Below are 26,485 nucleotides of genomic sequence, written 5' to 3' on the forward strand. Positions count from 1 at the left end.
CCGCACTCCTAACCTCCGTCATGCACGTTGATTGGGAGTCGCAAATGCCGGCCTGGAAACATGTCAGTCTGTGGATGGATCAGCTTGGCGAGACGGTCGCCGCTCGTCCCTGCCTGGATCAGGATCGCGATGTGGACGTCGCCATCATCGGCGCCGGCTTCACCGGCCTGTGGACGGCGTACTACCTCAAGCGCCAGGCGCCGCAGCTCAACATCGTCGTCCTCGAAGCCCAGACCAGCGGTTTCGGCGCCTCCGGCCGCAACGGCGGCTGGCTGATCGGCGGGATGCTCGGCGAGGCACGCCTTCTCGGCCACCTGAGCGCCGAACGACGCAGGCAGGCGTACCGGCTGTTGCAGGCCATCCCCGACGAGGTTCAGGGCGTCCTCCAGCGCGAGGGGATCGATTGCCACTACCGCAAGGCGGGCATGCTCAACTGCGCGGCGCGCTACCCGGAACAGGCGACCCGCCTGCGCCAGGAGTTGCAGGCCCTGTACGAAGAGGGCCACGACGAAAACGATTACCGCTGGCTGGATCAGCAGGAGCTGGCGGCCCAGGTGCGCATCCCCGGCGCCTATGGCGCGATCTACTCGCCGCATTGCGCGACCATCAGCCCCGCCCGCCTGGTGCGCGGCCTGGCCGATGCCGTCGAACGCCTCGGCGTGAGCATCCATGACCAGAGCCCGGTCAGCGACTGGCGCGGACGTGAAATCCGTACCGACAAGGCGCGTATCCGCGCGCAGTGGGTGGTGCCCGCCGTGGAAGGCTACGCCGCGGATTTCGCCGCCCTGAAAAGAATCCAGATCCCCGTTCAGAGCATGCTGGTGGCCACCGAGCCGCTGTCGGCGGAGCGCTGGGAACGGATCGGCCTCGAGCGGGGCCAGGCCTTGTGCGAGCACAGCCGCCAGGTCACCTACGCTCAGCGAACCCTGGACGACCGCCTGGTGTTCGGCGCCCGCGGCGGGTATCGCTTTGGCGGTCGCCTGCGCGCGGACTTCCAGCTCAGCGAGGGTGAAATAGGCCTGCGCCGCATGCTCATGGAATCGCTCTTCCCCTCGCTGCGCGGTGTGCGCCTGACCCATGCCTGGGGCGGCAACCTGGGCATGGCCCGCCGCTTTCGCCCGCACATGCTGTGCGACAGGCAACAGGGCCTGGCCCTGGCCGGCGGTTTCGGTGGCGAGGGCGTGGGCGCCACGCACCTGGCGGGGCAGACCCTCGCCGACCTGATCCTCGAGCGCAGCAGCAGCCGCGTCGAACAACCCTGGGTGATCCGGGAGAAGCCCCTGTCGACACTGCCGACCTGGGAACCCGAGCCCTGCCGCTGGCTTGCCTACAAGGGAATCATGTCGGCATTCGCCAACGAGGATCGCCTGCTGGCAGATCCGAACACCGCGCCCTGGCGCAGGACGCTGGCGAGCAGCATTGCCGCGAGCCTGGAACGGCTGATGCGCTGAACCGAATCACCCATAAGAAAGAGCCACACGACTGCCGGCGCAGAGCCGGCCCGCAACACTTGCCAACTGCCTAGAACGCCTCGTGATGCCGGTACGCACCCGCCGCCGGCCGCGGAGCGCTCAGTTCCAATATCAATAATGAAAGGAGTTGACCATGTCCATGCAGTGCACACTCAGCAAGTCCCGGTTCAACGGAACCGCAGCGAGTCTCACCAGGCTCCTGCGCCCGCTCACCTCGCTGTTGCTGGCCGGCTCGCTGGCCTTCGCCGGCGTTGTCCAGGCCCAGACCTACAAGGTCGGCACGACCACCTCCGGCATGCCCTTCACCTTCCTCGACCTGGATTCGGAAGAAATCCAGGGCTTCGTTCCGGATCTCATGCAGGCCCTGGCCGACGAGCAGGATTTCACCTACGAGCTGGTGCCCAGTCGCTTCGACTCGCTGATCCCGGCCATCGGCACCGGCAAGATCCAGATCATCGCCGCCCCCATGTACATCACCGAGGAAAGGGAGAAGGTCGTCGATTTCACCCAGCCCATCTACACCTATGGCGAAGGCTTGCTGCAGCAGGCCGGCGACGCCACCGACTACCGCAGCCTCGACGATCTGAAGGGCAAGGTCGTCGGCGTCGAAACCGGCACGACCTTCATCGAAATCCTGCGCAAACGTGGCGACATCAAGGACATCAAGACGTACGGCTCGTCGGTGGATCTGATGCGCGACGTGGCCCTCGGCCGCGCCGATGTCGGCCTGTGGGATGCGCCGATCCTCGCCTTCCAGTTGCAGAAAAACCCCAACGCCAAGCTGAAGATGGCACCCGACTACCGCGCCCAGATGGCCGGCAGCATCGGCTTCTCCGTCAAGGATGGCGATAGCGAGCTGTTGAAGAAGCTCAATGACGGCCTCGACGCGCTGAAGCAGGATGGCCGCCTCGACGCCCTGTTGAAGAAGTGGACGCTCGAGTGACATCGGGTTCTCGAACCGCTGGTTCCTTTCAAGCTGTGACGAGATCGCCTAGTCATGATCGATAACGTTCTTCAGTTCCTGCCGCTGCTGCTGGCGGCCTCGGTGGTGACGGTGAAGGTTTCGCTGCTGGCCCTGCTCGTGAGCAGCGGGTTGGGCCTCGTTCTGGCGTTGCTGAAACTCTCGCCCAAGCGGGCGCTTGCCTATCCGGCAGGCGCCATGATCAACATCATCCGGGGTTTGCCGATCCTGATCGTGCTGTTCTACATGTACTTCGTCCTGCCGGAGCTGGGTATCGACCTGACGGCTTTCGAGGCCGGCGTACTCGGCCTCGGGATCGGCTATGCGGGCTACCAGGCGGAAATCTTCCGTGCCGGCATCCAGGCCGTCGACCAGGGCCAGGTCGAGGCGGCCAAGGCCATCGGCATGAAGTCCAGCATGACCATGCGCCGGGTCGTGCTGCCGCAGGCCCTGCGCATCAGCCTGCCGCCCTACGCCAACACCTTCACGATGATCCTCAAGGATTCGTCGCTGGTCTCGACCATCACGGTGGCGGAGATGACCCATGCCGGACAGCTGATCGCCTCCGCCACCTTCCAGAATCTGACGGTTTACACCCTGACCGCCCTGCTCTACCTCGCCATGAGCCTGCCGCTGCTGTTCCTGGTCGGCTGGCTCGAACGGCACCTGCGTCGATAAGGGAGGGAGTTTCCATGATCAAGCTATCCAACGTGCGCAAGCACTACGGCAACCTCGAGGTGCTCAAGGGCATCAGCCTGGAAGTGGCCAGCGGCGAAGTGGTCTGCCTCATCGGCCCCTCGGGCTCCGGCAAGTCGACCCTGCTGCGTTGCATCAATGCCCTGGAAACCTACGACGGCGGCGACATCCTCATCGGCGACAAGCGCGTCGATGCGCGGAGCAAGGACATCCACGAGTTGCGCACCCAGGTGGGCATGGTGTTCCAGCGCTTCAACCTGTTCCCCCACCGCACGGTGCTGGAGAACGTCATCGAAGGCGCCGTGCACGTTCGCCGTGAACGCAAGCAGCACGCCATCGACTACGCCATGGCGCTGCTGGAAAAAGTCGGCCTGCACAGCAAGCGGGACTGCAAGCCCCAGCAGCTTTCCGGCGGGCAGCAGCAACGGGTGGCCATCGCCCGCGCCCTGGCCATGCGGCCGGCGGCGTTGCTGTTCGACGAACCCACCTCCGCGCTCGATCCGGAACTGGTCGGCGACGTGCTGGGCGTCATGCGCGAGCTGGCCGACGAGGGCATGACCATGGTCGTGGTCACCCATGAAATGGGCTTCGCCCGCGAGGTCGCGGACAAGGTCTGCTTCCTCTACGACGGGGTCATCGCCGAGAGCGGGCCCGCGGCCCAGGTACTCGAGGCGCCACAGCATCCACGCACCCAGGACTTCCTGCGTCGCGTTCACCGGCACACGCCGCCCATCCCCCTCACTCCAGCAGAGACTTCCGCATGACCTCTATCAAACGCATCCAGCCCTATTCCGGGCTACTCAGCCATGCCTCCGTCTACAACGGCGTGGTCTACGTGACCGGCCAGGTCGCCGATGACTGCAGCCAGGATGTCCACGGCCAGACCGAGCAGATCCTGGCGCGCATCGACGCCTTGCTGGCCGAGGCCGGTTCCGACAAGAGCCATGTGCTCTTCGCCCAGGTGTGGCTCAAGCACGCCGTGCAGGACTTCGAGGAGATGAACAGGGCCTGGCGCAGCTGGGCGCCGCAGCAGTCGCTGCCCAGCCGCGCCACCGTCGAAGCCAACATGGCCGGCGAGGACATCCTCGTCGAGATCGCGGTTCAGGCGGCAGTCAAGGCCTGAGGCCTTCGCCCATCATCTGACGCCGGGTACGTACCCGGCCCTTGCGGAGCAACCATGACGAAAAGAATCCCCCACCTGATCGACGACAGCCACGTGGTGAGTACGGGGCGCAGCGCCGATGTCTACAACCCCTCCACCGGGCAGGTCATCGCCCAGGTCGGCCTGGCCGATACCGATGTGCTGCGCCAGGCCATCGACGCGGCCAGCGCGGCCTACCCCGCCTGGCGCAACATGCCGCCGGCCAAACGCGCCCAGATCATGTTCCGCTTCAAGCAATTGCTGGAGACGCACGAAGCGGCCATCGCCCGCCTGATCAGCGAAGAACACGGCAAGACCCTGGAAGACGCCGCCGGCGAACTCAAGCGCGGCATCGAGAACGTCGAATACGCCTGCGCCGCGCCGGAACTGCTCAAGGGCGAATACAGCCGTAACGTCGGCCCCAACATCGACGCCTGGAGCGACTTCCAGCCGCTCGGCGTGGTCGCCGGCATCACCCCGTTCAACTTCCCGGCCATGGTTCCGCTGTGGATGTATCCACTGGCGATCGTCTGCGGCAACTGCTTCATCCTCAAACCCTCGGAGCGTACCCCCAGCTCTACCCTGTACATCGCCGAACTGCTCAACGAGGCCGGTCTGCCCAAGGGCGTCCTGAACGTCGTGCAGGGCGACAAGCAGGTTGTGGATGCCCTGATCGAGGCCCCGCAAGTCAAGGCGTTGAGCTTCGTCGGCTCGACGCCCATCGCCGAGTACATCTACCGCGAAGGCACCAAGCGCGGCAAACGCGTGCAGGCGCTCGGCGGCGCGAAGAACCATGCCGTGGTGCTGCCGGATGCCGACCTGGACAACACCGTCAACGCGCTGATGGGCGCCGCCTACGGCTCCTGCGGCGAACGCTGCATGGCGATCTCGGTGGTGGTGGCTGTGGGCGACCAGGTCGCCGACAGCCTGGTCGACAAACTGCTGCCGAAAATCCGCGGGCTGAACATCGGCGCCGGCACCTCCGTCGGCCTGGACATGGGCCCGCTGGTCAGCGCGGCAGCGCGGGACAAGGTCGTGGGCTACATCGCCAGCGGCGTCGAACAGGGCGCCAGGCTGTTGCTGGATGGCCGCGACCTGAAGGTGCGGGGTAACGAGGCTGGGTTCTTCGTCGGCGGCACCCTCTTCGATCACGTCACGCCCGGGATGACCATCTACCAGGAGGAAATCTTCGGCCCGGTGCTGTGCATCGTGCGGGTCGCCAGCCTGGAAGAGGCGATGGCCCTGATCAACGCCCACGAATACGGCAACGGCACCTGCATCTTCACCCGCGATGGCGAGGCGGCCCGGCTGTTCTGCGACGAGATCGAGGTCGGCATGGTCGGCGTCAACGTACCGTTGCCGGTACCGGTGAGCTACCACAGCTTCGGCGGCTGGAAGCGCTCTCTGTTCGGCGACCTGCACGCCTACGGCCCGGACGGCGTGCGCTTCTACACCCGGCGAAAATCGATTACCCAGCGCTGGGTCAAGCGCAAGAGCCATGAGGCGGCGCAGTTCGCCTTTCCCAGCAACGGCTGATTGCGGGATCTGGAACGTGGAGCACGGCGGGCCTCGCCAGCCGTGCCTACGCTCCTCGCCCTATCGCGAGGCTCGGCCGAACGTTAGGGGCGCAAGCCCTATCCTGGTCTAATTCCCACGCCCTCCTCCCTACGGCTACGCGAGGTTTTAAAGCCAAGCGTGATCGGCTGGCGACGCCGCTATGTGCGCTAGCAGACAGACGCCCTAACGGGAGGATTTCACACTGTAGGACTGTACCCTCCTCATTCGTCATGCCCGCAGCACTTGCGTGACACGCATCACGGCAACGTTGCCAGCGCTTCACGTTGCACGCCAAGGAAAACATGGACAGGCAATGGCTTCGAGCAATCCAACGGTTGTGGCGGCCCGCGCCGCGCACCTTCGAGTACGAGCCGGCCCTGCGCGCGGAATTGTTCAGCGCAGAACAGATGGCCACCCACGGCGCCCAACTGGCCCGGCAGCATCACCTCAGTCCCGACACCACCTCCGACGCCCTGCTCCACCGGCTCGCCGAAAACACCGCCGTACTGGCCAGTAGTTGCCAGGCCATGACCGTGGCCGCACTTTCCAACCGGCGCGCGACGCCAGCTGCGGAGTGGCTGCTGGACAATTTCTACCTGGTCGAAGAGCAGATACGCACGGCGCAGAAACATCTGCCCAAAGGCTACTGCCGCGAATTGCCCGGCCTGGCCGATGGGCCATCACGCACGTTGCCGCGGGTTTACGATATCGCCCTGGAAACCATCGCCCACGGTGACGGCCGGGTCGACAGTGACAGCCTGGGCCGTTTCGTGGCGGCCTATCAGGCGGTCATGCCGTTGACCCTGGGCGAACTATGGGCCATTCCCATCATGTTGCGTCTGGCGCTGATCGAGAATCTGCGTCGAGTCGCCTCCAAGGTGATGGCCAACTGGAACGACCGTAACCTGGCCAATGACTGGGCGGATCGCCTCACCGCGACCGCTGAGCGCGACACCAAGAGCGTGGTGCTGCTGGTGGCCGACCTGGCACGCTCGGCACCGCCCATGACCAGCGCCTTCGTTGCCGAACTGGCGCGGCGCCTGCAGGGTCAGAGCACGGCGCTGATCCTGCCGATGACCTGGGTCGAACAGGCTCTGGCCGAATCCGGCCAGAGCGTCGAGCGTCTGGTGCATCTCGATGCCCAGTTGCAAGCGACGGATCAGGTGTCGATCAGCAACAGCATCAACAGCCTGCGTCTGCTCTCGGCCACCGACTGGCGCGAGTTCGTCGAGCACATGAGTGGCGTCGAGCACGCACTCGCTGAAGACCCGGCTGCCGTCTACGCCAGCATGGATTTCGCCACCCGCGACCATTACCGCCACGCCGTCGAGCGCCTGGCGCGCACCTGTCCGCACTCGGAAATCGACATCGCCCACGCGGCCATCGGCCTGTGCCATGCCGCGTCGGCCGAAGATCCGTTGACGAAGCATGTCGGCTTCTATCTGCTGGGCGCAGGGTTGCCCGAGCTGGAGCGGCAACTGGATGTGCAGCCAGCCGTAACCGAGCGCTGCCGGCGTCTGCTGCGCCAGTCGCCGCTGGTTTTCTTTATGGCTCCGGTGGTGGTGCTCAGCGGTCTGCTGGCCTGGCCCTTCTTCGCCATGCTGCGAGCTGACGGCTGGAGCCCCTGGTCGTTGCTGCTGCTCGCCGTGCCGACGCTGTTGATGACCAGTCACCTGGCCATTGGCCTGGTCAACCGGCTGGTGACCCTCAGCCTGCCGCCGGACATTCTTCCGCGCCTGGATTACAGCGCGGGCATTCCGCCTCAGGCACGTACGCTGGTGGTGGTGCCGACGCTGATCGGTAGCGCCCAGGATGTAGAGGAATTGGTGGACGGTATCGAGGTACGCTTTCTCGCCAACCGTGATGCCAACCTGCACTTCGCCCTGCTCACCGATTTCATGGATGCCCAGAGCGAGGTACTCGACGCCGATGCGGCACTGTTGCAACAGGCCAGCCAGGCGATCGAAGCGCTGAACCTCAAGTACCTGGAACCCGGTGCGCCACGGTTCTTCCTGTTGCATCGCCCGCGGCGCTGGAACCCCACCGAACAGTGCTGGATGGGGCATGAGCGCAAGCGCGGCAAGATCGCCGAGCTCAATGCACTGCTGCGCGGCCATGGCCGTGAACGATTTTCCCTCATCGTAGGCGATATCGCCGCGCTGCCGAGCATCAGCTATGTCATCGCACTGGACACCGACACCCAACTGCCGCGCGATGTGGCGCGGCAGTTCATCGGCGCCATCTGCCATCCGCTCAACCAGGCCCGCTTCGATCCGCTGCAACGACGCATCGTCAGCGGCTACGCGATCCTGCAACCGCGCGTGGGCATCAGCCTGCCGAGCATCGCCCGCTCCGCCTACGCCCAGCTGTTCGGCAGTGACGCCGGCGTCGATCCATACACCCGCGCGGTGTCCGACGTGTACCAGGATATGTTCGGCAACGGTTCCTTCATCGGCAAGGGTGTCTACGCCGTGGATGCCTTCGAGCAGGCCCTGCAGGGCTGTTTTCCCGACAACCGCATTCTCAGCCATGACCTGATCGAGGGCTGCTACGCCCGTTCCGGGCTGATCAGCGATGTACAGCTCTATGAAGAACACCCGGCGCGCTACAGCGCCGATGCCAAGCGCCGTCATCGCTGGATCCGCGGTGACTGGCAGTTGCTGCCCTGGCTGATGCCCTGGACACCGAAACCCGGTGGCGGCCTGGAGCATAACCGCCTGACGAATCTGGCCTGCTGGAAGATCGTCGACAACCTGCGCCGCAGCCTGGAACCGGCCACCTTTCTCTGCATGTTGCTGTGGGGATGGTTCGCCAGCACCCAACCGCTGTTGTGGAGCCTGGGCGTATTCCTGCTGATCATCGCCCAGCCGCTGCTCAGCACCTTGCTGGAACTGCTGCAAAAAGGCCACGACATCACCCTCGGCCAGCACCTGAAGGTCACTTTTCGCGGTGCAGCGCAGAACTTCAGTCGTGCGCTGCTGACCCTGGTGTGGCTACCCTTCGAGGCATTCAGCAGCCTGGACGCGATAGCCCGCACGCTGTGGCGCATGACCGTCAGCCAGCGCCGCCTGTTGCAATGGAATCCCTCGCGAGAAGTGGAACGCAGCAGCCGCAACGACCTGCCAAGCCTGTACCGGCTGATGTGGGTGGCGCCGCTGCTGGCGGTCGCCGTGGCCGTGCTGCTGTTCGGCCAACCCGTGGTGCTGGCAATCGCCGCGCCCTTTCTGCTGGCCTGGTTGCTGGCACCTGCCATCGCCTGCTGGCTGAGCAGGCCTGCAACCTATGTGGCCTTCGCCCCCTCGCTCGAAGAGCAGCAGTTTCTGCGTCGCCTGGCGCGCAAGACCTGGGCCTTCTTCGACGATCACCTGGGCCCGGCGGATAACTGGCTGCCGCCGGACAACATCCAGGAGCAGCCAACAGCGGTAACCGCCCACCGAACCTCGCCGACCAACATGGGCATGGCGTTGCTGTCGCACTTGGCCGCTTACGACTTCGCCTACCTCAGTGGTGGTCGCCTGCTCACGCGCCTGGATAATGCCCTGACCAGCATGTCGCGGCTTGAGCGCCATCGCCGCCACTTCTACAACTGGTACGACACCCAGACGCTGAAACCGCTCTCGCCGCACTACGTCTCCACCGTCGACAGCGGCAACCTGGCCGGCCTGCTGCTGACCCTGCGCCCCGGCCTGTACGAGCTGCCGGATGCGGCGTTGATCGGCCCGAACTGGCTCAGCGGCCTGGCCGACAGCCTCGGCGTGCTGCACGACGCACTGCTGGCCAGCGAACTGGACGGGCACCTGCTCGATGAAGCATTTAGCGAACTGGCGGCGGCACACACCCTTGAACCCGAGAGCCTGACGGAGATCAGTGCTGTCCTGCAGCGTCTGATCGTTCTCGCCCAGGGTCTGGAAACCGCTCTGTCAGCGGTTCCCGAAACGGACTACTGGCGCCAGGCCCTGCTCGCCCACTGCCAGGATCTGCACAGCGAACTGGCCTGTCTGACCCTGCCCGGCAACCCCCTGGCATCGTCCAGTTGGCGAGAACTGGCGCAGCTCGACGCCGATCAATGGCCAGCCGCCGAGCAGGCCCAGGCTCGCGCGGTCATCAGCCACGCTGCCGAACGCATCACTACCACACTGCGCCTGGCAGATCTGGCCGCCGCGCTGGCGGACATGGATTTCACCTTCCTCTACGACCCGCAACAGGAGCTGCTGGCTATCGGTTACAACGCCGATGAGCAGCGCCTGGACAGCGCTTACTATGACCTGCTGGCATCGGAAGCACGGCTAACCAATTTCGTGGTCATTGCCCAGGGGCAACTGCCCCAGGAAGGCTGGTTCACCCTAGGCCGGTTGCTGACCAGCAATGGTGGCGTTCCCGTGCTGCTGTCCTGGACCGGCTCCATGTTCGAGTACCTGATGCCGATGCTGGTCATGCCCAGCTATGCAGGCACCCTGCTCGACCAGACCTGCCGCGCAGCAGTGGCGCGGCAGATCGAATACGGCCAGCAACTGGGTCTGCCCTGGGGTGTATCCGAGTCCGGTTACAACACCCTGGATGCGCAACTGAACTATCAATACCGAGCCTTCGGTGTTCCCGGCCTGGGTCTCAAACGCGGGCTTGGCGAAGACGTGGTGATGGCGCCCTATGCCTCGGTGCTGGCCCTGATGGTGGCACCGGAAGCCGCCTGCAAGAACCTCCAGCGTCTGGCCGGCATGGGCATGGCCGGACGTTACGGCCTGTACGAAGCCATCGATTTCACCAGCGCCCGCCTGCCACCGGGACAGAGCGCTGCGCTGATCCAGTCCTTCATGGCCCACCACCAGGGCATGAGCCTGCTGGCACTGGCTTATGTACTACTCGACCGCCCCATGCAGCGCCGCTTCGAAGCCGACCCGCAATTCCAGGCCACGGCTCTGCTGCTCCAGGAGCGTGTGCCGAAAAGCGCGGCGCAGTACCTGCACACCGCCAATGCCTCGCTGGAGGGCAAGGTCGCCCGGATCGACGAGAACAAGCTGCGGGTCTACACCGACCCGGGGCGCCGGCACCCGGCCGTGCAACTGCTCTCCAACGGCCGTTATCACGTGATGATCAGCAATGCCGGCGGTGGTTACAGCCGCCGCGACGATATGGCGGTCACCCGCTGGCAGGAGGATATAACCTGCGATAACACCGGTACCTTCTGCTACCTGCGCGATGTCGACAGCGGTGATTTCTGGTCGTCCGCGCACCAGCCCACCTTGCGCGTGACCGAAGGTTTCGAGGCGATCTTCACCGATGCCCGTGCCGAGTTCCGCGTGCGCGAACGTGGCTTCGACACCCACACCGAGATCGTTGTCTCACCGGAAGACGATATCGAACTGCGCCGCCTGCACATCAGCAACCGTGGTGCGCAGCGCCGTACCCTGGAGCTGACCAGCTACGCCGAAGTGGTGCTGGCCCCCGCACGCAGCGACGCCCTGCACCCGGCCTTCAGCAAGCTGTTCGTAGAAAGCGAATTGCTGACGCCGCTGCAGGCGATCCTGTGTAGCCGACGACCACGCTCCAGCGAAGAAAAGGTGCCCTGGCTGTGCCACCTGCTGGCAGCGCACGAGGTGGACATCGCAGCGATTTCCTATGAAACCGACCGTGCCCGCTTCATCGGTCGCGGACGCAATCTGACGCATCCCGCGGCGATGGACAGCGAGGTGCTTTCCGGTACCTGCGGCGCAGTGCTCGATCCCATCGTGGCGATCCGCTGTCGGATCACCCTGGAACCTGGCCAGACCGCGACCATCGACCTGGTGACCGGAGTCAGTGACAGCCGTGACGGTTGTCTGCAACTGATCAACAAGTACCGCGATCGACACCTGGCCGACCGGGTCTTCGACCTGGCCTGGACCCACAGCCAGGTGCTGTTGCGCCAACTCAACACCTCCCATGCAGAGGCCCGTCTGTTCGAACAGATGGCCGCGTCGATCCTCTATACCAACCCCTCGCTGCGCGCCGCACCCGGCGTACTGACGGCCAATCAGCGCAATCAGAGCGGCCTGTGGGGTCAGGCGATTTCCGGCGACCTGCCCATCGTGCTCCTGCAGATTTCCGCGGTCGCCCATATCGACCTGGTGCGGCAACTGGTGCAAGCCCATGCCTACTGGCGACACAAGGGCCTGAGCGTGGATCTGGTGATCTGGAACGAAGACCAGGCCGGTTACCGACAGGATCTGCAGGATGTCATCATGGAACTGGTCACCTCCGGCAGCGAGGCCCACCTGCTGGACAGGCCTGGCGGTATTTTCGTACGCCCCGCCCAACAACTCTCCAGCGAGGATCGCGTGTTGATGTTGGCTGTGGCTCATCTGGTGCTCAGCGACGAGCGCGGCAGCCTCGCCGAACAGATTCACCGGCGCCGGGCAGAACCCGCCCTGCCCGCCTTCGACTCCAGGCTGCTGCCCAGGCCGGCGCCGGCTGTAGTCGTTCCGCTAGCCGATTCGTCGTTGATCCTGAGCAATCCCCATGGTGGCTTCAGCGCCGATGGCAAGGAATACGTCATCCACCTCCATGCAGGCCAGCCTACGCCGGCGCCCTGGGTCAACGTACTGGCCAATCCGAACTTCGGCAGCGTGATCTCGGAAAGCGGCAGCGCCTACACCTGGCATGAAAATGCCCATGAGTTCCGCCTTACGCCCTGGCGCAACGACCCGGTCAGCGATCCCGGCGAAGAAGCCATTTACCTGCGCGATGAAGACAGCGGCCACTACTGGTCGCCAACGCCACTGCCCCGCGCTGGCAAGGGCGGCTACGTGACCCGCCACGGTTTCGGCTACAGCGTCTTCGAACACGAGGAAGATGGCATTCGCAGCGAACTGTGGGTCTACGTATCGCTACAGGATCCGGTCAAGTTCTCGCACCTGAAGATCCACAACACCTCCGACCGGCCTCGGCGCCTGTCGGTGACCGGCTACGTGGCCTGGGTACTGGGTGATCTGCGGGAAAAATCGTCCATGCACGTGGTCAGCGAGGCCGACCCGAACAGCGGCGCGCTGTTCGCGCGCAATGCCTACTCCATCGAATTCCCTGGCCGGGTGGCATTTTTCGATGTCGACGCACCGCTTGCCAGCAGTACCGCTGGGCGCAGTGAGTTCATCGGGCGCAACGGCAACCTCAGCGCCCCAGCGGCCATGGCCCAGCCGCACCTGTCGGGGCGCAGCGGCCCAGGCCTCGATCCTTGTGCGGCGTTGCGGGTCGATCTGCAACTGGAGCCCGACGAAAACGGCAGCGTGATCTTCCGCCTGGGCGCCGCACGGGATAGCAATGCGGCCTCACGCCTGGTACAGCGCATGCGCGGCAGCAGCACCGCCAAGGTCGAGTTGGAGCATGTGCGCAACCATTGGCACAAGACCCTGAGCAGCGTGCAGATCGAAACCCCGGAGCCCGCCGTGGATGTACTGGTCAATGGCTGGCTGATGTACCAGGTGATCGCCTGCCGCTTCTGGGCCCGCAGCGGCTATTACCAATCCGGTGGCGCCTTCGGCTTTCGCGATCAATTGCAGGACAGCATGGCCATGCTGCATGCCGACCCGGCAGCGGTACGCCAGCACCTGCTGCTGTGCGCCGCCCATCAGTTCATAGAAGGCGACGTGCAGCACTGGTGGCACCCGCCGCTGGATCGTGGCGTGCGTACCGGCTGCTCCGACGATTACCTGTGGCTGGTTCTGGCGACCAGCCGCTACGTGCAGGTCAGCGGGGATCACAGTGTGCTCGCGGAAACCGTGGGCTATCTGGAAGGCCGCATGCTCAATAGCGGCGAGGAGTCCTATTACGACCTGCCGAACCACTCTCACCTGCAGGAAACCCTCTACCAGCACTGCGTACGGGCCATCGAGCACAGCCTGGCGCGCGGCATTCACGGCCTGCCGCTGATGGGCCACGGTGACTGGAACGACGGCATGAACCGCGTCGGCGAACGGGGCAAGGGCGAAAGCGTCTGGCTCGGTTTCTTCGGTTACGACGTGCTGCGCCGTTTCTCCACCATCGCCCTGCTCAACGGCGACGCCGAATTCGCCAGGCGTTGCAACGAACAGGCCGATGCCCTGAACCTCAGCCTGGACGCCCACGCCTGGGATGGCGCCTGGTATCGCCGCGCCTATTTCGACGATGGCACGCCATTGGGCTCGGCCAGCAATGACGAATGCCGCATCGACTCCATCGCCCAGAGCTGGTCGGTACTGTCCGGCGCGGCACCCGATAACCGCCGGCGTACCGCCATGGACTCGCTGGAACAGCATTTGCTGCGCCGCGACATCGGCCTGGTGCAACTGCTTGCACCGCCCTTCGATCGCGGCGTGCTCGACCCGGGCTATATCAAGGGCTACGTGCCCGGCGTGCGCGAGAATGGCGGCCAGTACACTCATGCGGCGGTGTGGGCGAGCATGGCCTTCGCCGAACTGGGCGACAGTGCACGAGCCTGGGAACTGCTGCGCCTGATCAACCCGGTCAATCACGGCAACAGTGCAGAAGCCATCGCCACCTACAAGGTCGAGCCCTATGTGATGGCCGCCGATGTCTATGGCATGCCGCCCCATGAAGGACGCGGAGGCTGGAGCTGGTACACCGGTTCGGCCGGCTGGATGTATCGGCTGATCGTCGAGTCGCTGCTCGGTGTGCAGCGCAGCGGTACGCAGTTGCGCATACAGCCGGTGCTGCCGGCGCACTGGCCTGGGTTCACCCTGCACTACCGCTTTGGCGCGACGCTCTACCGCATCGCCCTGTGCTGCACGGATACAGGCGATTCGAGCCTCCATCTGGACGGTATCGCAGTGCTAGGAGACAGCATCACCCTGCTCGACGACGGCCAGGAGCATCAGGTCGAGATCCAGTGGCCTCATCCGGAGCCTGGCACACCGACGGACATGGCAAAACCGGCCAGAGTAGCTCCTAAGCCGCAACCAATACGAGGGTAGATGTCATGGACAGACCACTGACCGAGATCATCAAGGGTAAATGGCGGCTATTGGCGGGCCTGGCCCAGATTGTCTGGGACGAGCTCACCCTGGACGAGCTGCTCAAGTCCGACGGCGACCTGGACAAGCTCACCCACCTGGTACAAAAACGCTACGACATGACTCACGATCAAGCGCACAAGCAGATCGTGAGCTTCTTCGAGCGGCACCGCACGACCTGACAGGCAAACCATCCCAACGCCTCTGGAGGCTGCCCCATGCTCGACGCCTACTTCGTCGTTTCACACAGTTCGGGCAACATCATCCGGGTGACTCGGCGCAACGCCAGGCCTGCCGATTCGGCAACCGTCACCCACGTTTATGCTTCATTGAACCACCTCGAATGCTATGAGCGGCTGTTCGCCGCTGGCCAGGATCTGATCAGCGTCGACAACGTACTGCACGGCGAAGCGGAACACTCGACGAACTATATTCGCTAAGCAACGGAGCAGCGTGTTTTCCAGGCGTATAGTGAGGGGTCAACAGGAATAAATAGCGAAGGAATTTCATGCTCGAAGACTGCATGCCGCAGCAGAACCACTTGTTGGCTGCTCTGCCTGGCGAAGTCCAGCAGAGGCTCTTCTCGCACCTGGAACATGTCCCTCTACCACTCGGTCAGGTTCTCTATGAGTCCGGCGAATCCGTACGCCATGTGTACTTCCCGACCGATTCCATCATCTCCCTGCTCAATGTCACGGAAAGCGGCGCCTCTGCGGAAATCTCCGTAGTCGGCAACGAAGGGCTGGTGGGCATTTCCCTGTTCATGGGGGGCGAAAGCACGCCAAGCCGTGCCGTGGTGCAAAGCAGTGGCTACGCCTACCGCCTGCAGGGGCAGCGCCTCAAGGATGAATTCAATCGTCATGGCGAACTGTTGGTGCTGATGCTGCGCTACACCCAGGCACTGATCACCCAGATGTCGCAGACCGCCGTATGCAACCGCCACCACTCGATCGACCAGCAGCTGTGCCGCTGGTTGTTGCTGTCACTGGATCGCCTGCCCGGCAACCAGCTGACCATGACCCAGGAACTGATCGCCAACATGCTCGGCGTGCGCCGCGAGGGTGTTACCGAGGCCGCCGGCAAGCTGCAACGCCAGGGCGTGATCGAATACAGCCGTGGACATATCACCGTGCTCAACCGCAAGCGCCTCGAACAAATGAGCTGCGAGTGTTATGCCGTGGTGAAAAAGGAAACCGACCGTCTGCTGTCCTACATGCCGATGCGCCACTGAGGCGCTCGGCGGCAAAGCTGAAGGTGATGAGGTAGCTAGCGTAATCGTCTTAGGCGAAAGGCAGAACGATGCTGACCGCCAGGCCCCCATTGCGTCGATTGCGAAGCGTCATGGTACCGCCATGCTCGAGCACCGTTGCACGGGCCGCCGACAAACCCAGACCAACGCCGCCCGTATGCTTGTTGCGGGAACCCTCGATTCGAAAGAAGGGTTTGAACACGGCCTCATGAAATTCGATGGCGATGCCGGGCCCGCGATCCAGCACACGGATATCGAGCTTGTCCCCGCCCTTCTTCAGTCGGATGGCGGGTTCCTGGCCATATTTGATGGCGTTATCCAGCAGGTTGGTCAGCATCCTCTTGATGCCGATGGGCCGGCCCACGTAAACCACTCGGCCCGGCCCGCTCAGGAGAACCTCGACACCTGCGTCCTTGTAATCATCGACCACGGTATGCAACAGCTCGGCCAGGTCGAAAGCGGTCGCCGGTTCGAGCCTGGCGTCATCACGAAAGAACTCCAGGGCGCTGTTCACCATCGCCTGCATCTCATCCACGTCCCTGAACAACTTGGCTTGCTGGTCGACGTCTTCGATGAATTCGCCACGCAGGCGCATACGGGTCAGCGGCGCACGAAGGTCATGGGAGATGGCCGCGAGCATCTGCGTACGGTCATTGATGAAGTGCTGCAGTTGCGCCTGCATGGCATTGAACGCGATGATCGCCTGGCGAATTTCCTGCGGCCCTTCCACGACAATCGATGGCGCACGGAAGTCCGTGCCAAAGCGCCGCGCGCCTCTCGCGAAACGCTCCAGCGGGCTGGCCAGATGCCGGGTGGCGACCAGGGCGACGATGATGGTCGAGAGCAACACCAGGGCGATGACGATGAGGTTGCGCGGCAGCTCGTTGAGGCCCCAGTTGCGTGTTAGCGCGGAGAACTTCACCCAGGAGCCGTCGCGCAATTCGACCAGCAGGGCGTAACTCGCATCGGGATCATTCGCTGGCCAGTCGGCAGGCTCGTAGCCTTCGATCCTGGCATCTGGGTTGCGCAACTGACTGCGCAGAAAGTCTTCGCCGGTGCGAAAGTCCACGTCGTCGTCCGTCCCTGGCAGTCCCGCATCTTCGTATTTCTGTAGCCAGGTGGTGGTGTAGATATCGTCACTCGCGGATCTGGCGATGGCCGGCCGTTGCTCGCGCGGCGCTGCGTCGATGATGCGGCTGATGCTGCCCAGGCTTTCCAGCAAGCCGGTTTCCTGCAGCGGCGGCCGGGCCCAGACACCAGCCAGTTGGCTGAGCAGCCAGGTGAGTGCCAGCGCCGTCAACATCGCCGCCATCGTGGTCAGTGCAATCCAGCGCGCCACCGTATCGCGGGGGCGATGAAGCCTCTCTAGCAGCCTCATCGCTTCACCAGCACGTTGGGGGTGAACAGATAACCGCTGTTGCGCACGGTGCGAATCACCGGTGAACCACTGAGATCGCTCTCCAGCTTGCGGCGCAGGCGACTGACCTGAACGTCGATGCTGCGATCGAAGGCGTCGTGGGCTTCACCCCGCGTCATGTCGAGCAACTGCTGGCGGGTCAACACTCGGCGCGGATGTTCGGCGAACACCAGAAGCAGTTCGAATTCGCCGCCGGAGAGCGGAATCATCACCTTTTCCGGCGAGCGCAACTCACGGCGCGTGACATCCAGCTGCCAGCCGGCGAACTCCAGGGTTGGTCGCGGTTTGTCGTTCAACACGCTCTTGACCTCCCCTGTGCGGCGCAGCACCGCACGCACCCGGGCCAGCAGCTCGCGGGCATCGAAGGGCTTGGTCAGGTAGTCATCCGCACCGAGCTCCAGGCCCACCACGCGATCACTGAGCTCGCCCATGGCGGTGAGCATGATCACCGCCACCGCGTGCTCGCTGCGCAGTCGCTGGCACAGCACCAGGCCACTCTCGCCGGGCAGCATGACGTCGAGAATCACCAGATCCGGCAATTGCCGCTCCATCGCCTGCCACAGGCTGTGGCCGTCGGTTGCCACATCGACGCAATAGCCGTGTTGCTCGAGGAATTTCTTCAGGAGGGCGAGAACTTCGAGGTCATCGTCCACAAGCAATAAATGGATCACGGAAAACACGCTGCACGGTAGGTTCTGGAACGGCTATCTAAAACCATTGGCTGAGGCGCGTCATATATTTCAATTCGGCAATAAAGCTGCCGCTTTGCAACACGAGAGAAATCCTCGGGAAAAAAGCCGTAGGCAGCATGCGGGCAGTCCCTATCGAGGTTTCACGCATGCCGACCATCACGATCGCTCCGCCCCTTGCTCGCAGCCTTTCGCTTGCCGTCGTCGTAGCACTTGCCAGTGGCTGTGCGAGTTCACCGCCAAGCATTACGGCGGAAACCTGCCTGGCCACGGTCTATACGCCCCATGATCCTGTCGAGCCCGTCAATCGGGGCATCTTCGCGTTCAACAAAACGGTCGACGACTACCTGCTGTCGCCGGTTGCGCGGGGCTATCGACACCTGCCGGGCTTCATGCAGAGCGGCGTGCACAACTTCGTCGCCAACTTCGGCGAGCCCAAGGTGTTCATCAACGATGTGCTGCAGGGCAACGCCAGGCGCTCGGCGACGACGGTGGGTCGCTTCGCGCTCAATACCACCGTGGGCATCGTCGGCCTGGTCGATGTATCGGGGCGGCTGGGCATGGAACGGCACAAGGCCGATTTCGGCCAGACCTTCGGCGTATGGAATATCGCCGACGGCCCGATCATCGAGCTGCCGCTATTGGGCACCGCCAACCTGAGAGACGCGACAGGCAAGGTGCTGAGCTTCGCGGTATCACCGTTGGGCAGCAACAGCGATACGGTGGAGACCTTGAGCACCGTGAGTACGGTGGGCGGTATCGTCGATGGCCGCGCAGAGGCCTTGCCGCTGACCGACGAACTGAGAAAGGAGCCTGACTACTACGCGGCACTTCGTGATGCCGTGGCCGAGCAACGGGCGCACTTCGTCAGCGAAGGAAAGCTCGGTGCGGAGATGGATCTTCCCGAGGGTTGTGAGAGCGGAGCGAACGATGAGCAATGAAGGCGTGCTGGTTCTGCATCGGCGGATAAGAACGCCCGATCTGGCATCGCTGCATTGCCGCGAACTCGAATTGCGCCTGGCCGATGACGGGCGCCACCTCGTACTGAGCCGCTATACCGAGCTGTATTGCGAGGACAGATCCATCTGGGGCGCCACCCACGATCACAAGGTGCCACTGGTAAGCCTGATTCGCTGGGTGATCAGCCAGGGGAACATGTCCAAGTCGGTCGACCAAGGCCCTAAAGAGCCTGTTCACGATTTTTCGACACGAATCCACGTTCAATGGCAGCAAAGTAGAGCGTAAGCGGCCGTTCGTAGGGTGGATCGGGGCGCGCAGGTGCAACCCATCGGCAATTGATGGGTTTCACCCATCCTACGACTGAGCCCGCTATAGGCGTTCGGCGAGCAGCCGCGCCTGCAGTTCGGCACGTCGCGAAGCATCGGCGGCTTCTTTGTTCTGCAGCCGTGGCAGCAACTGACTGGCCTGCTGCGCCTCCAGCACGTAGATACCATCGTCATCGGCTATCAACAGGTTGCCGGGCTGCACGCTGACGCCACGGAGGGTCACCGACACGTTCACGGCGCCGTGCTCACCGATCGAGCGCGTGGTGTAGGCGCTGACGCCGTCGCAGAAGATCGGCAGGCCGAGTGCCCTCAGTGCTCGTATGTCGGTGACAGGGCCATCGATCACCACACCGGCCAGACCTTTGATTTTTGCGGCCAGGGTGCGCAGCTCGCCCCAACAGGCACAGCCCTGCTCGCCTCGGTTGGCGACCACCAGCACGTCGCCGGGATGGCTGGCGATCAGGGCGTCGCGCAGGACGCTGCCGTCCGGTGCATGGATTTGCGCCGTGGTGACACGGCCAACGATGTGCACATCACCCACCAGCGGCGACAGGCCACGAATATGGCCTTCGCGCAGGAGGTGGCCGATGGTCGACGCGGCGATGCCTCGGTAGGCGTCGATCAGCGCTGCCGGGATGGTTTCGGTTGGTGCTGCGAACGTCATCGTGCGGCCCTCGGTCGGATCAATGGGCAGGTCGAGCAATACTCCACCGGGTCGCTGGCCTGGTAGTAGAAACAGCAGGTTCTGCGAAAGCGCACGGCGCGAGCACCGTCGTCGACCAGCGTCACCGGCCGGTTGAAATGTTTGAGCGGGTTGTAGTCGAGGCCGAACACGCTGCCAGGCGCCTGCTCGGTCAGCCACCTGAAATCCTCGGCACAGCGCTGACGGGTTTCGGCGCACTCGAGTTTTGCCAGGCGACGCTCATACAACGAGTACACCCGCACCGCCGTGTTTTCCCAGAGGATGCGCCGTGACACGCCAGTGACGCCGTAGAAGGTGCCCCACAAGGGCTGCAATAGGCCGGCGAACAGCTGCGTGGCGACGGCCTGACGCCAGTCCGCTCTTCTGCCCGGTTCAGGCCGGGTGATGGCGAGGCTGTACAGCGGCAATGACGAGACCCACACGCCCGCGTCGTGACCGTACTCGATGAGCGTATTGTCCAGGGACAGCTGTAGCCCTTTGTCGTAGGCCGACATCGCATACAGGCAGGCGCCAGTGAACAGGAACGACAGGCGCTTGCCCAGCAGGGACGCGGTGATGCGCCTCGACGGCGAGATGATGATGGGCCCAAGCTCGTCCAGCAGCGCGACGCAGACGCTTTCGTCCAGCAATTCGGTTGCCGCCAGGCTGCGCGGCAGATCCCGCTCGGCTTCGCTTCTCAGCCGCAACGGCCCCGAAAGCATGGCCCATTCGGGCTCGGTGAATGGGTGCAGGTGGCTCATCGCGGGATATCCCGGCCGAAGGGGATGCACAAGGGCGTATGGAAGAACGGATCGGGGATGATGCGACAATCCAGATCGAACACGGTCTTGACCAGGGCTTCGGTGAGAATCTCTTCCGGGCGGCCCTGGGCATAGGCCGTTCGCTGGTGCACGGCGACCATGTGATCGGCGTAGCGACAGGCCAGGTTGAGGTCGTGCAGCACCATGACGATAGTCTTGCCCTCCTGGCGGTTGAGCTCGCGCAGCAGATCCAGCACTTCGATCTGATGGGCCAGATCGAGGAAGGTGGTCGGCTCGTCGAGCAACAACAAGGGCGTTTGCTGGGCCAGGGTCATGGCGATCCAGGCGCGTTGCCGCTGGCCGCCGGACAAGGCGTCCACCGGGCGCTCGGCCAGATCATCCAGGCCGGTGCGGCTCAGGGCACGGGCCACCACGGCCTCGTCTTCGGCGGACCATTGCTGCATCCAGCTCTGGTACGGATAGCGCCCCAGAGCGACCAGCTGGCGCACGCTGATGCCCTCGGGCGGCACCGGCATCTGCGGCAGGATCGCCAACTCCCGGGCCACGGCGGCGGTCGCCTTGCGCTGAATGTCGGTGCCATTGAGGATGACCGTTCCCGCCTGGGGCTTGAGCAGCCGCGCGAAGGACTTGAGCAGGGTGCTCTTGCCGCAGCCGTTGCTGCCGATCAGTACCGACACTTTTCCGCGCGGCAACTGCAGATCCAGGGACTCGATGATGGTTTGTCGTTGATAAGCCAGCGTCAGGTTGCGGCTCGCGATCGATGTCATGTCGAGGGTTCCTCACTGCCGCTGCTTGATCAGCAGGTACAGAAAATAGGGTGTGCCGAACACGGCGACGAAGATGCCGGCGGGCAGATCCAGCGGCAGGAACAGGGTGCGCCCGGCCAGATCCGCGAGCATCACCAGGTTGGCGCCGACCAGCGCGGCCATGCAGGCCTGGGCGGCGAAGCCGATGGGAATCAGTTGCCGGGCGATATGCGGTGCGATCAACCCCACGAAGGCCATGGCGCCGCCCCAGGCGATGGCGGAACCCGCCAGGGCCACGCTGACGGCCAGCAACGCGGCGCGCAGCCACTGCACGCGCACGCCGATGCCGCGGGCCAGACCTTCATCCAGCTGCTGAACCACCACATGCCGCGACAGCAGCATCAGGATCGGCAACAGGCAGACCAGCCATCCAGCCAGGGCACGCACTTCGGGCCAGCCGGCGCCGTATACGCTGCCGGTCAGCCAGACGTAGGCCGACAGCGTGGTGGTCAGTGGGCTGAATACCAGCATGAAGGTGGTGGCGGCAGCCAGCATCGCCGACACACCGACACCGATCAGCACCAGCCGCAACGGTGAGGTGCCCTGCTTCCAGGCCAGCGCATAAACCGCCAGCGCAGCGGCCCCCGCCCCCAGCATCGCCGCCAGGGGCAAGCCGCCCATGCCCCATGCGGCGGCGAAGCTGGACAGGTACAACACCGCTGCCGCACTGGCGCCGCTGGACAGCCCGAGCAGATCCGGCGAGGCCAGCGGATTGCGCACGATGGCCTGGAGAATCAGCCCGGAAACCGCCAGAGCACCGCCGATCAGTGCGCCCAGCAGCAACCGGGGCAGGCGCAGCTGCTCGACGATAAACGACAAGGCTGCACCGCCCTCGCCTGCCAAAACCTGCAGTACGCTCTGCGGCGACAGCACGACCTTGCCCAGACACAGGCTCAGCAGCATCACCGCTGCGCTGAATAGCACGGCCAGCAGCAGACGCAACGAGCCCTTGCGCTCGATACGACGGGAGAAGCCGCGCCAGCGCAGCACGACGGGGTTAAGCATGACGACCTCCGCGCCTGGCTAGTGCAATGAAGAATGGCGCGCCGAACAGCGCCGTCATCACCCCCACCGGGACTTCCTGCGGGAGAATCACCACCCGGGCCAGCATATCCGCCACCAGCAGTAGCGTGGCACCGAGCAGCGCACAGCCGGGCAACATCACCCGGTGATCGATGCCGACCAGGCGGCGTACCACGTGCGGCACGATCAGGCCGATGAAACCGATGCTGCCCGCCAGGGCCACCGCGCTTCCGGCCAGCATCACCACCAGCACGCCCAGTTGCAGGCGAATCAGCCCGGTGCGCTGGCCCAGCCCGATGGCGATCTGCACACCGGCGTTGAGGACGTTGACCTGGGCGCCGAGCAGACAGGCGACCAGCAAGGCCACCAGGGCGCAGATCAGCAACGGCTGGGCGGTCGCCAGGCTGCGCTCGCTGAGGGAACCGGCCAACCAGAACAGCACCGTATCCAGTCCTTGCTGATCGATCACCAGCAGCGCCTGGCTGAACGCCGTGAACAAGGCGGTGATCGCCGCGCCGGCGAGTACCATGCGCAAGGGGTTGAGCGCGCCCTGTCCGGTATTGCCCACCAGCCAGACCAGCGCACCGGCCAGCGCAGCACCGATGAAAGCACTCCACAGCCACTGCTCGGGCGAACTGATGGAAAACAGCGACAGGCAGAGAATCAGCGAAAAGGTCGCGCCGGCGTTGATACCGAACAGCCCTGGCGAGGCCAGCGGGTTGCGGGTCATGGCCTGCATCAGCGCGCCGGCCACCGCCAGGCTGGCCCCCACCACCGCCGCGACCAGGGTGCGCGACAGCCGTGTGGTGCTGACCAGCAGTTGCTCGACGTTCAGCGGATCGGCATGCAGCAGCGCGGTGAGCACCGTACGCGGCGCGATCCAGCTGGCACCGATGGACAGGCTCAGCGCACAGCAGCCCAGCAGCACCAGCAGTGCGATGCCCAGTTTGCTTACCGGCCTCATGACTGGGCGTCCCGCAGAATCGTCCGCTCGATATCGTCGAGCATGCGGTTGGCGCCGAGGATGCCTCCGGAGAATATCCAGGCCACCCCGTCGACCCACCAGACCCGCCCCGCCTGTGGCGCCGCCATGCGCTGCCACATCGGGTGCGCGGTCAGGCTCTGGTAATGGCGCTGTACGCCCGCGCTGTCGGCGCGCCCGAAGACGAAGAATATGTCGGCATCCACCACTGGCAGGCTTTCCCGGCCGCTGATCTTGATGGACACGCCCTGGGCACTACGGCCCTGCTCGTTCCATACGAAACCCAGTTGGCCGAGCACGCTGCCGGCGAAACTGTCGGGCAGGTAGCTGCGCAGGTGATCCTCACGGATATCCAGCACCGACACGCTGAGCGGCCAGCGTTCGCCGAAATGCGCTTGCAGGCGTTCCCTGAGCGCGGCGATGCGTGCGTTCCAGCTCGCCTGCAAAGCGTCCGCCTCGACCCTGCGCGCGGTGGCAACGCCCATCACGCTCAGGGTCTTCTGGAATTCGAAAACCTCGTCCAGCATCACCACCGGGCACAGCTGTTCGAGCAGCCCCTTGATCCGCTCATGGCGAAAGCGCGAGGCGACGATCAGATCCGGTGCGAGCAAGGCGATGTCCTCTAGGCTCGGCTGGGTTTCCAGGCCGACATGGGGCACACCCGCCAGGGCTGGGCGCAGGTAGCGATACATGGGCTTCTCGCTCCACGAATCGACCACGCCAGTTGGCCGAATGCCGAGCGCCACCGCGGTATCGGTGGCGCCCTGAAACAAGGTGATGACGCGCTGCGGTGCAGATCCGGCCTTGGCCAGTGGGATTGCACCTGCAGCGAGAGCTCCCAGGGACAGGCGCATCAATGTGCGCCTGGACAACGACCCGGTCTTTTCAGGTTTCAAACTCGATCCTATTGAATGGATTGACGACCAGCCCCTTGCCGAACGGCATACTGCCAGGCCCACCGGCTCGTTCGATCATCGGGCGCAGCAGGAGTTTCTGCGGCCAGGTCTCGGACTCGAACAACTCGCGACGCAGCAACGCACGGGCGGACTCATCGAACGGCAAGGTAGCGATACACTCGCTCAGCGAGTCACGCAGTACCCGCCAGGCCTGGGCCGAGGGCACTGCATAGACCCGTTCCAGGGTGTCGATGATGCCACGCAGGTTGACCTGGATGCCCAGCGTTTGCAGCCAGAACAGCAGATCCTCCGGGCGCTCGTGGTAGAGCGTCTGGGCATGGCCCTTCTTGATCCGGTATTGCGGATCGAGCATACCGTTGCGCTCCAGCCAGGGCACGTACAGGCGCAGCGAGTCATGGTCACGCAGCAGCAGGCCCCTGGCCTTGCCCGCTTCGTACACCAGCACCGCGTTCTGGCCATGCACCTCACCCAGCATGCCGAGGCGGAACATGCGCAGGTTGACGTCGAAGAACAGCTCGCACAGTTCACTGAACAGCTGCAGCACCGAGGACGAACCGGCTGGCAGGCCGCGCTGGCTCATGCAGTCGTCGAAGAAATGCCGCTCGCTATCGGGCAGCGGGGTGCCCAGCGCAGCCATGGGCAGCAGGCGCGTGGCGGCATCTTCGAACAACTTCGGCGGATAGCCACGTACCATGGCCGAGAGGTGCCGGGGCGCCTCGTCGAACAGCGTGCCGCCGTCCGGCATGTAGCCCCACCATTTGCTTTCGTCGCAGATATGCAGGGCCTCGCGCAGCACCGGGTCGCGCTCGCGACCCTGGCGCAGCAAGGCTTCGCTCAGCCCGCCGTTGATCATCTTCACCGCCGGCAGGTAACGGGAGGCGCCCAGGGAATACACCGCCATCGGCAACTTGATGTGATCCGCCGGCGCCGCCGCACAGGCCAGCGAACGCAGGGATGAAGTGGGGTTGAAGCTGCCGTCCTGGAAATCAAGGCGGCGGCACTCGCCGCGCTCGAAAGCCGCACCGAGCTGCGCGGGCAGCACCCGCTGCAGTTGCCAGGGGTGCACAGGCAGGGCGACGTGGCTGTCGGCGATGCCGAGCGCGCGCAACTCGGCGTCGAGGCTGGCGCGCTGGTCGGCGCTGAGGATGTACTGGGCCGGCTGGCAGCCGTCCAGCCCGTCGATGCCAGCGCCGAAGGTCAGGCTGGCCTTGGCCACCGCCACCCAGTTGAGCGCCAGGGACTGGTCGAACTCCGCCTGGTACTGACGGTACTGAGCGTCGTCCAGGCCCTGCTTGGCCTTGGCCAGGGGGTGGAACGGACGGTCGCGCAGCGAGGCCCATTGCTCCATGGCCAGGAAGAAGGCGGCGCCGTCCTTCTCCAGCAGACCGCTGGTAGCGACCTTGTGGTCGAGGGACAACGCGGTCTGCCGGACGCTGGTACGCAGCACGTCCATGAACAGCTCGATGCCCTTGTCGTTGTCGAGCGCATCGACTTTCACGCCCTTCAGGGCCAGGGTCATGAACGAATCGGGGCTTAGCACCCGGGTGCTGTCGCCCTGCACATCCAGCACCGGGGTACCCGGCACTTTCTCCCAGGCCTGGGTGATGCCGGCCCGCAGGGCGACCGCCAGACCGCGCTGTTCGGCGGCGTCGTAGTGCCAGTGCCAGACCTTGTGCGGCACCTCCAGGTCGGCGAACGGCGCCTGGGGGTGAGCTGCGTGCCAGGCGGCAGGTTCGATCAGGTTGGCGTCGAGAGTGCCGAAGAAGTCTTCGGCCAGCAGGCAGTCGAGCAGATCCTGCATCACCAGGTCAGCGGCAATCGAATGGTGGGTGTTTGTCATGAGA

21 protein-coding genes are annotated in these 26,485 nt (G+C 64.4%); 12 read left to right on the top strand and 9 right to left on the bottom strand.

The features are described 5' to 3' along the window. Window positions 1-44: 44 nt before the first annotated feature. The 10 genes from DNK06_RS13815 to DNK06_RS13860 all read left to right on the top strand — a co-directional run bounded on the left by DNK06_RS13815 (window position 45) and on the right by DNK06_RS13860 (window position 16,039). Window positions 45-1,451 carry an NAD(P)/FAD-dependent oxidoreductase gene (locus DNK06_RS13815; RefSeq protein ID WP_131180574.1) on the top strand — a complete coding sequence of 469 codons (1,407 nt, stop codon included), beginning with the start codon at window positions 45-47 and terminating at the stop codon, window positions 1,449-1,451. 154 nt (window positions 1,452-1,605) lie between these two features. Continuing rightward, window positions 1,606-2,415, top strand: coding sequence for a substrate-binding periplasmic protein (locus DNK06_RS13820; protein ID WP_131180575.1), 810 nt, complete (start codon window positions 1,606-1,608; stop codon window positions 2,413-2,415). Window positions 2,416-2,469: 54 nt separating this feature from the next. Beyond that, window positions 2,470-3,111, top strand: a complete 642-nt coding sequence (locus DNK06_RS13825; RefSeq protein ID WP_131180576.1) for an amino acid ABC transporter permease — start codon at window positions 2,470-2,472, stop codon at window positions 3,109-3,111. Window positions 3,112-3,125: 14 nt separating this feature from the next. Then, the gene (locus tag DNK06_RS13830) at window positions 3,126-3,893 is read left to right on the top strand and encodes an amino acid ABC transporter ATP-binding protein (protein ID WP_131180577.1); all 768 of its coding nucleotides are present in this window, start codon (window positions 3,126-3,128) and stop codon (window positions 3,891-3,893) included. After that, window positions 3,890-4,252 carry a RidA family protein gene (locus tag DNK06_RS13835; RefSeq protein ID WP_131180578.1) on the top strand — a complete coding sequence of 121 codons (363 nt, stop codon included), beginning with the start codon at window positions 3,890-3,892 and terminating at the stop codon, window positions 4,250-4,252. Before DNK06_RS13830 ends, DNK06_RS13835 begins: the two co-directional genes overlap by 4 nt. A gap of 54 nt (window positions 4,253-4,306) precedes the next feature. After that, entirely contained in the window at window positions 4,307-5,806 is a 1,500-nt protein-coding gene (locus DNK06_RS13840) for a CoA-acylating methylmalonate-semialdehyde dehydrogenase (RefSeq protein ID WP_131180579.1), read from the top strand. A 323-nt stretch (window positions 5,807-6,129) separates the two neighbouring features. Then, on the top strand, window positions 6,130-14,769 hold the full coding sequence (locus DNK06_RS13845) for a glycoside hydrolase family 94 protein (RefSeq protein ID WP_131180580.1): 8,640 nt from the start codon (window positions 6,130-6,132) through the stop codon (window positions 14,767-14,769). Window positions 14,770-14,774: 5 nt separating this feature from the next. Continuing rightward, a complete protein-coding gene (locus DNK06_RS13850; protein WP_131180581.1) occupies window positions 14,775-14,990 on the top strand; it encodes a CsbD family protein in 216 nt (71 codons plus the stop codon). A gap of 36 nt (window positions 14,991-15,026) precedes the next feature. Beyond that, window positions 15,027-15,248 (top strand): hypothetical protein, encoded by a 222-nt coding sequence (locus tag DNK06_RS13855; RefSeq protein WP_131180582.1) that lies wholly within the window; start codon window positions 15,027-15,029, stop codon window positions 15,246-15,248. Between the two features lie 68 nt (window positions 15,249-15,316). Beyond that, a complete protein-coding gene (locus tag DNK06_RS13860; protein WP_131180583.1) occupies window positions 15,317-16,039 on the top strand; it encodes a Crp/Fnr family transcriptional regulator in 723 nt (240 codons plus the stop codon). Between the two features lie 49 nt (window positions 16,040-16,088). Here the strand turns inward: DNK06_RS13860 and DNK06_RS13865 are convergent, their stop codons facing one another. Continuing rightward, a complete protein-coding gene (locus tag DNK06_RS13865) occupies window positions 16,089-17,435 on the bottom strand; it encodes an ATP-binding protein (protein ID WP_131180584.1) in 1,347 nt (448 codons plus the stop codon). Continuing rightward, complete coding sequence (locus tag DNK06_RS13870; RefSeq protein WP_131180585.1) at window positions 17,432-18,145, bottom strand: response regulator; 714 nt, start codon at window positions 18,143-18,145, stop codon at window positions 17,432-17,434. The genes DNK06_RS13865 and DNK06_RS13870 overlap by 4 nt, the downstream gene beginning before the upstream one ends. Window positions 18,146-18,312: 167 nt before the next feature. On the opposite strand from DNK06_RS13870, the gene DNK06_RS13875 reads away from it, so the two are divergent. Continuing rightward, window positions 18,313-19,104, top strand: a complete 792-nt coding sequence (locus DNK06_RS13875; RefSeq protein ID WP_131180586.1) for an MlaA family lipoprotein — start codon at window positions 18,313-18,315, stop codon at window positions 19,102-19,104. Then, window positions 19,094-19,408 (top strand): hypothetical protein, encoded by a 315-nt coding sequence (locus DNK06_RS13880; RefSeq protein ID WP_317621892.1) that lies wholly within the window; start codon window positions 19,094-19,096, stop codon window positions 19,406-19,408. The genes DNK06_RS13875 and DNK06_RS13880 overlap by 11 nt, the downstream gene beginning before the upstream one ends. Before the next feature lie 84 nt (window positions 19,409-19,492). Here DNK06_RS13880 and DNK06_RS13885 read toward each other — a convergent pair whose 3' ends face one another. The 7 genes from DNK06_RS13885 to DNK06_RS13915 are packed head-to-tail and all read right to left on the bottom strand — an operon-like array spanning window position 19,493 to window position 26,481. After that, window positions 19,493-20,113, bottom strand: coding sequence for an RraA family protein (locus DNK06_RS13885; RefSeq protein ID WP_131180587.1), 621 nt, complete (start codon window positions 20,111-20,113; stop codon window positions 19,493-19,495). Continuing rightward, complete coding sequence (locus DNK06_RS13890; protein WP_131180588.1) at window positions 20,110-20,892, bottom strand: IucA/IucC family C-terminal-domain containing protein; 783 nt, start codon at window positions 20,890-20,892, stop codon at window positions 20,110-20,112. The genes DNK06_RS13885 and DNK06_RS13890 overlap by 4 nt, the downstream gene beginning before the upstream one ends. Further along, window positions 20,889-21,680, bottom strand: a complete 792-nt coding sequence (locus DNK06_RS13895) for an ABC transporter ATP-binding protein (protein WP_131180589.1) — start codon at window positions 21,678-21,680, stop codon at window positions 20,889-20,891. Before DNK06_RS13895 ends, DNK06_RS13890 begins: the two co-directional genes overlap by 4 nt. Before the next feature lie 12 nt (window positions 21,681-21,692). Then, on the bottom strand, window positions 21,693-22,724 hold the full coding sequence (locus DNK06_RS13900) for a FecCD family ABC transporter permease (RefSeq protein WP_131180590.1): 1,032 nt from the start codon (window positions 22,722-22,724) through the stop codon (window positions 21,693-21,695). After that, entirely contained in the window at window positions 22,717-23,706 is a 990-nt protein-coding gene (locus DNK06_RS13905) for a FecCD family ABC transporter permease (RefSeq protein ID WP_131180591.1), read from the bottom strand. Before DNK06_RS13905 ends, DNK06_RS13900 begins: the two co-directional genes overlap by 8 nt. Beyond that, the gene (locus DNK06_RS13910) at window positions 23,703-24,620 is read right to left on the bottom strand and encodes an ABC transporter substrate-binding protein (protein WP_165493633.1); all 918 of its coding nucleotides are present in this window, start codon (window positions 24,618-24,620) and stop codon (window positions 23,703-23,705) included. Before DNK06_RS13910 ends, DNK06_RS13905 begins: the two co-directional genes overlap by 4 nt. After that, window positions 24,610-26,481 carry an IucA/IucC family protein gene (locus DNK06_RS13915; protein WP_131180593.1) on the bottom strand — a complete coding sequence of 624 codons (1,872 nt, stop codon included), beginning with the start codon at window positions 26,479-26,481 and terminating at the stop codon, window positions 24,610-24,612. The genes DNK06_RS13910 and DNK06_RS13915 overlap by 11 nt, the downstream gene beginning before the upstream one ends. Window positions 26,482-26,485: the final 4 nt, after the last annotated feature.

The organism is Phytopseudomonas daroniae, assembly GCF_004327285.1.
In the GTDB taxonomy this organism is placed as follows: domain Bacteria; phylum Pseudomonadota; class Gammaproteobacteria; order Pseudomonadales; family Pseudomonadaceae; genus Aquipseudomonas; species Aquipseudomonas daroniae.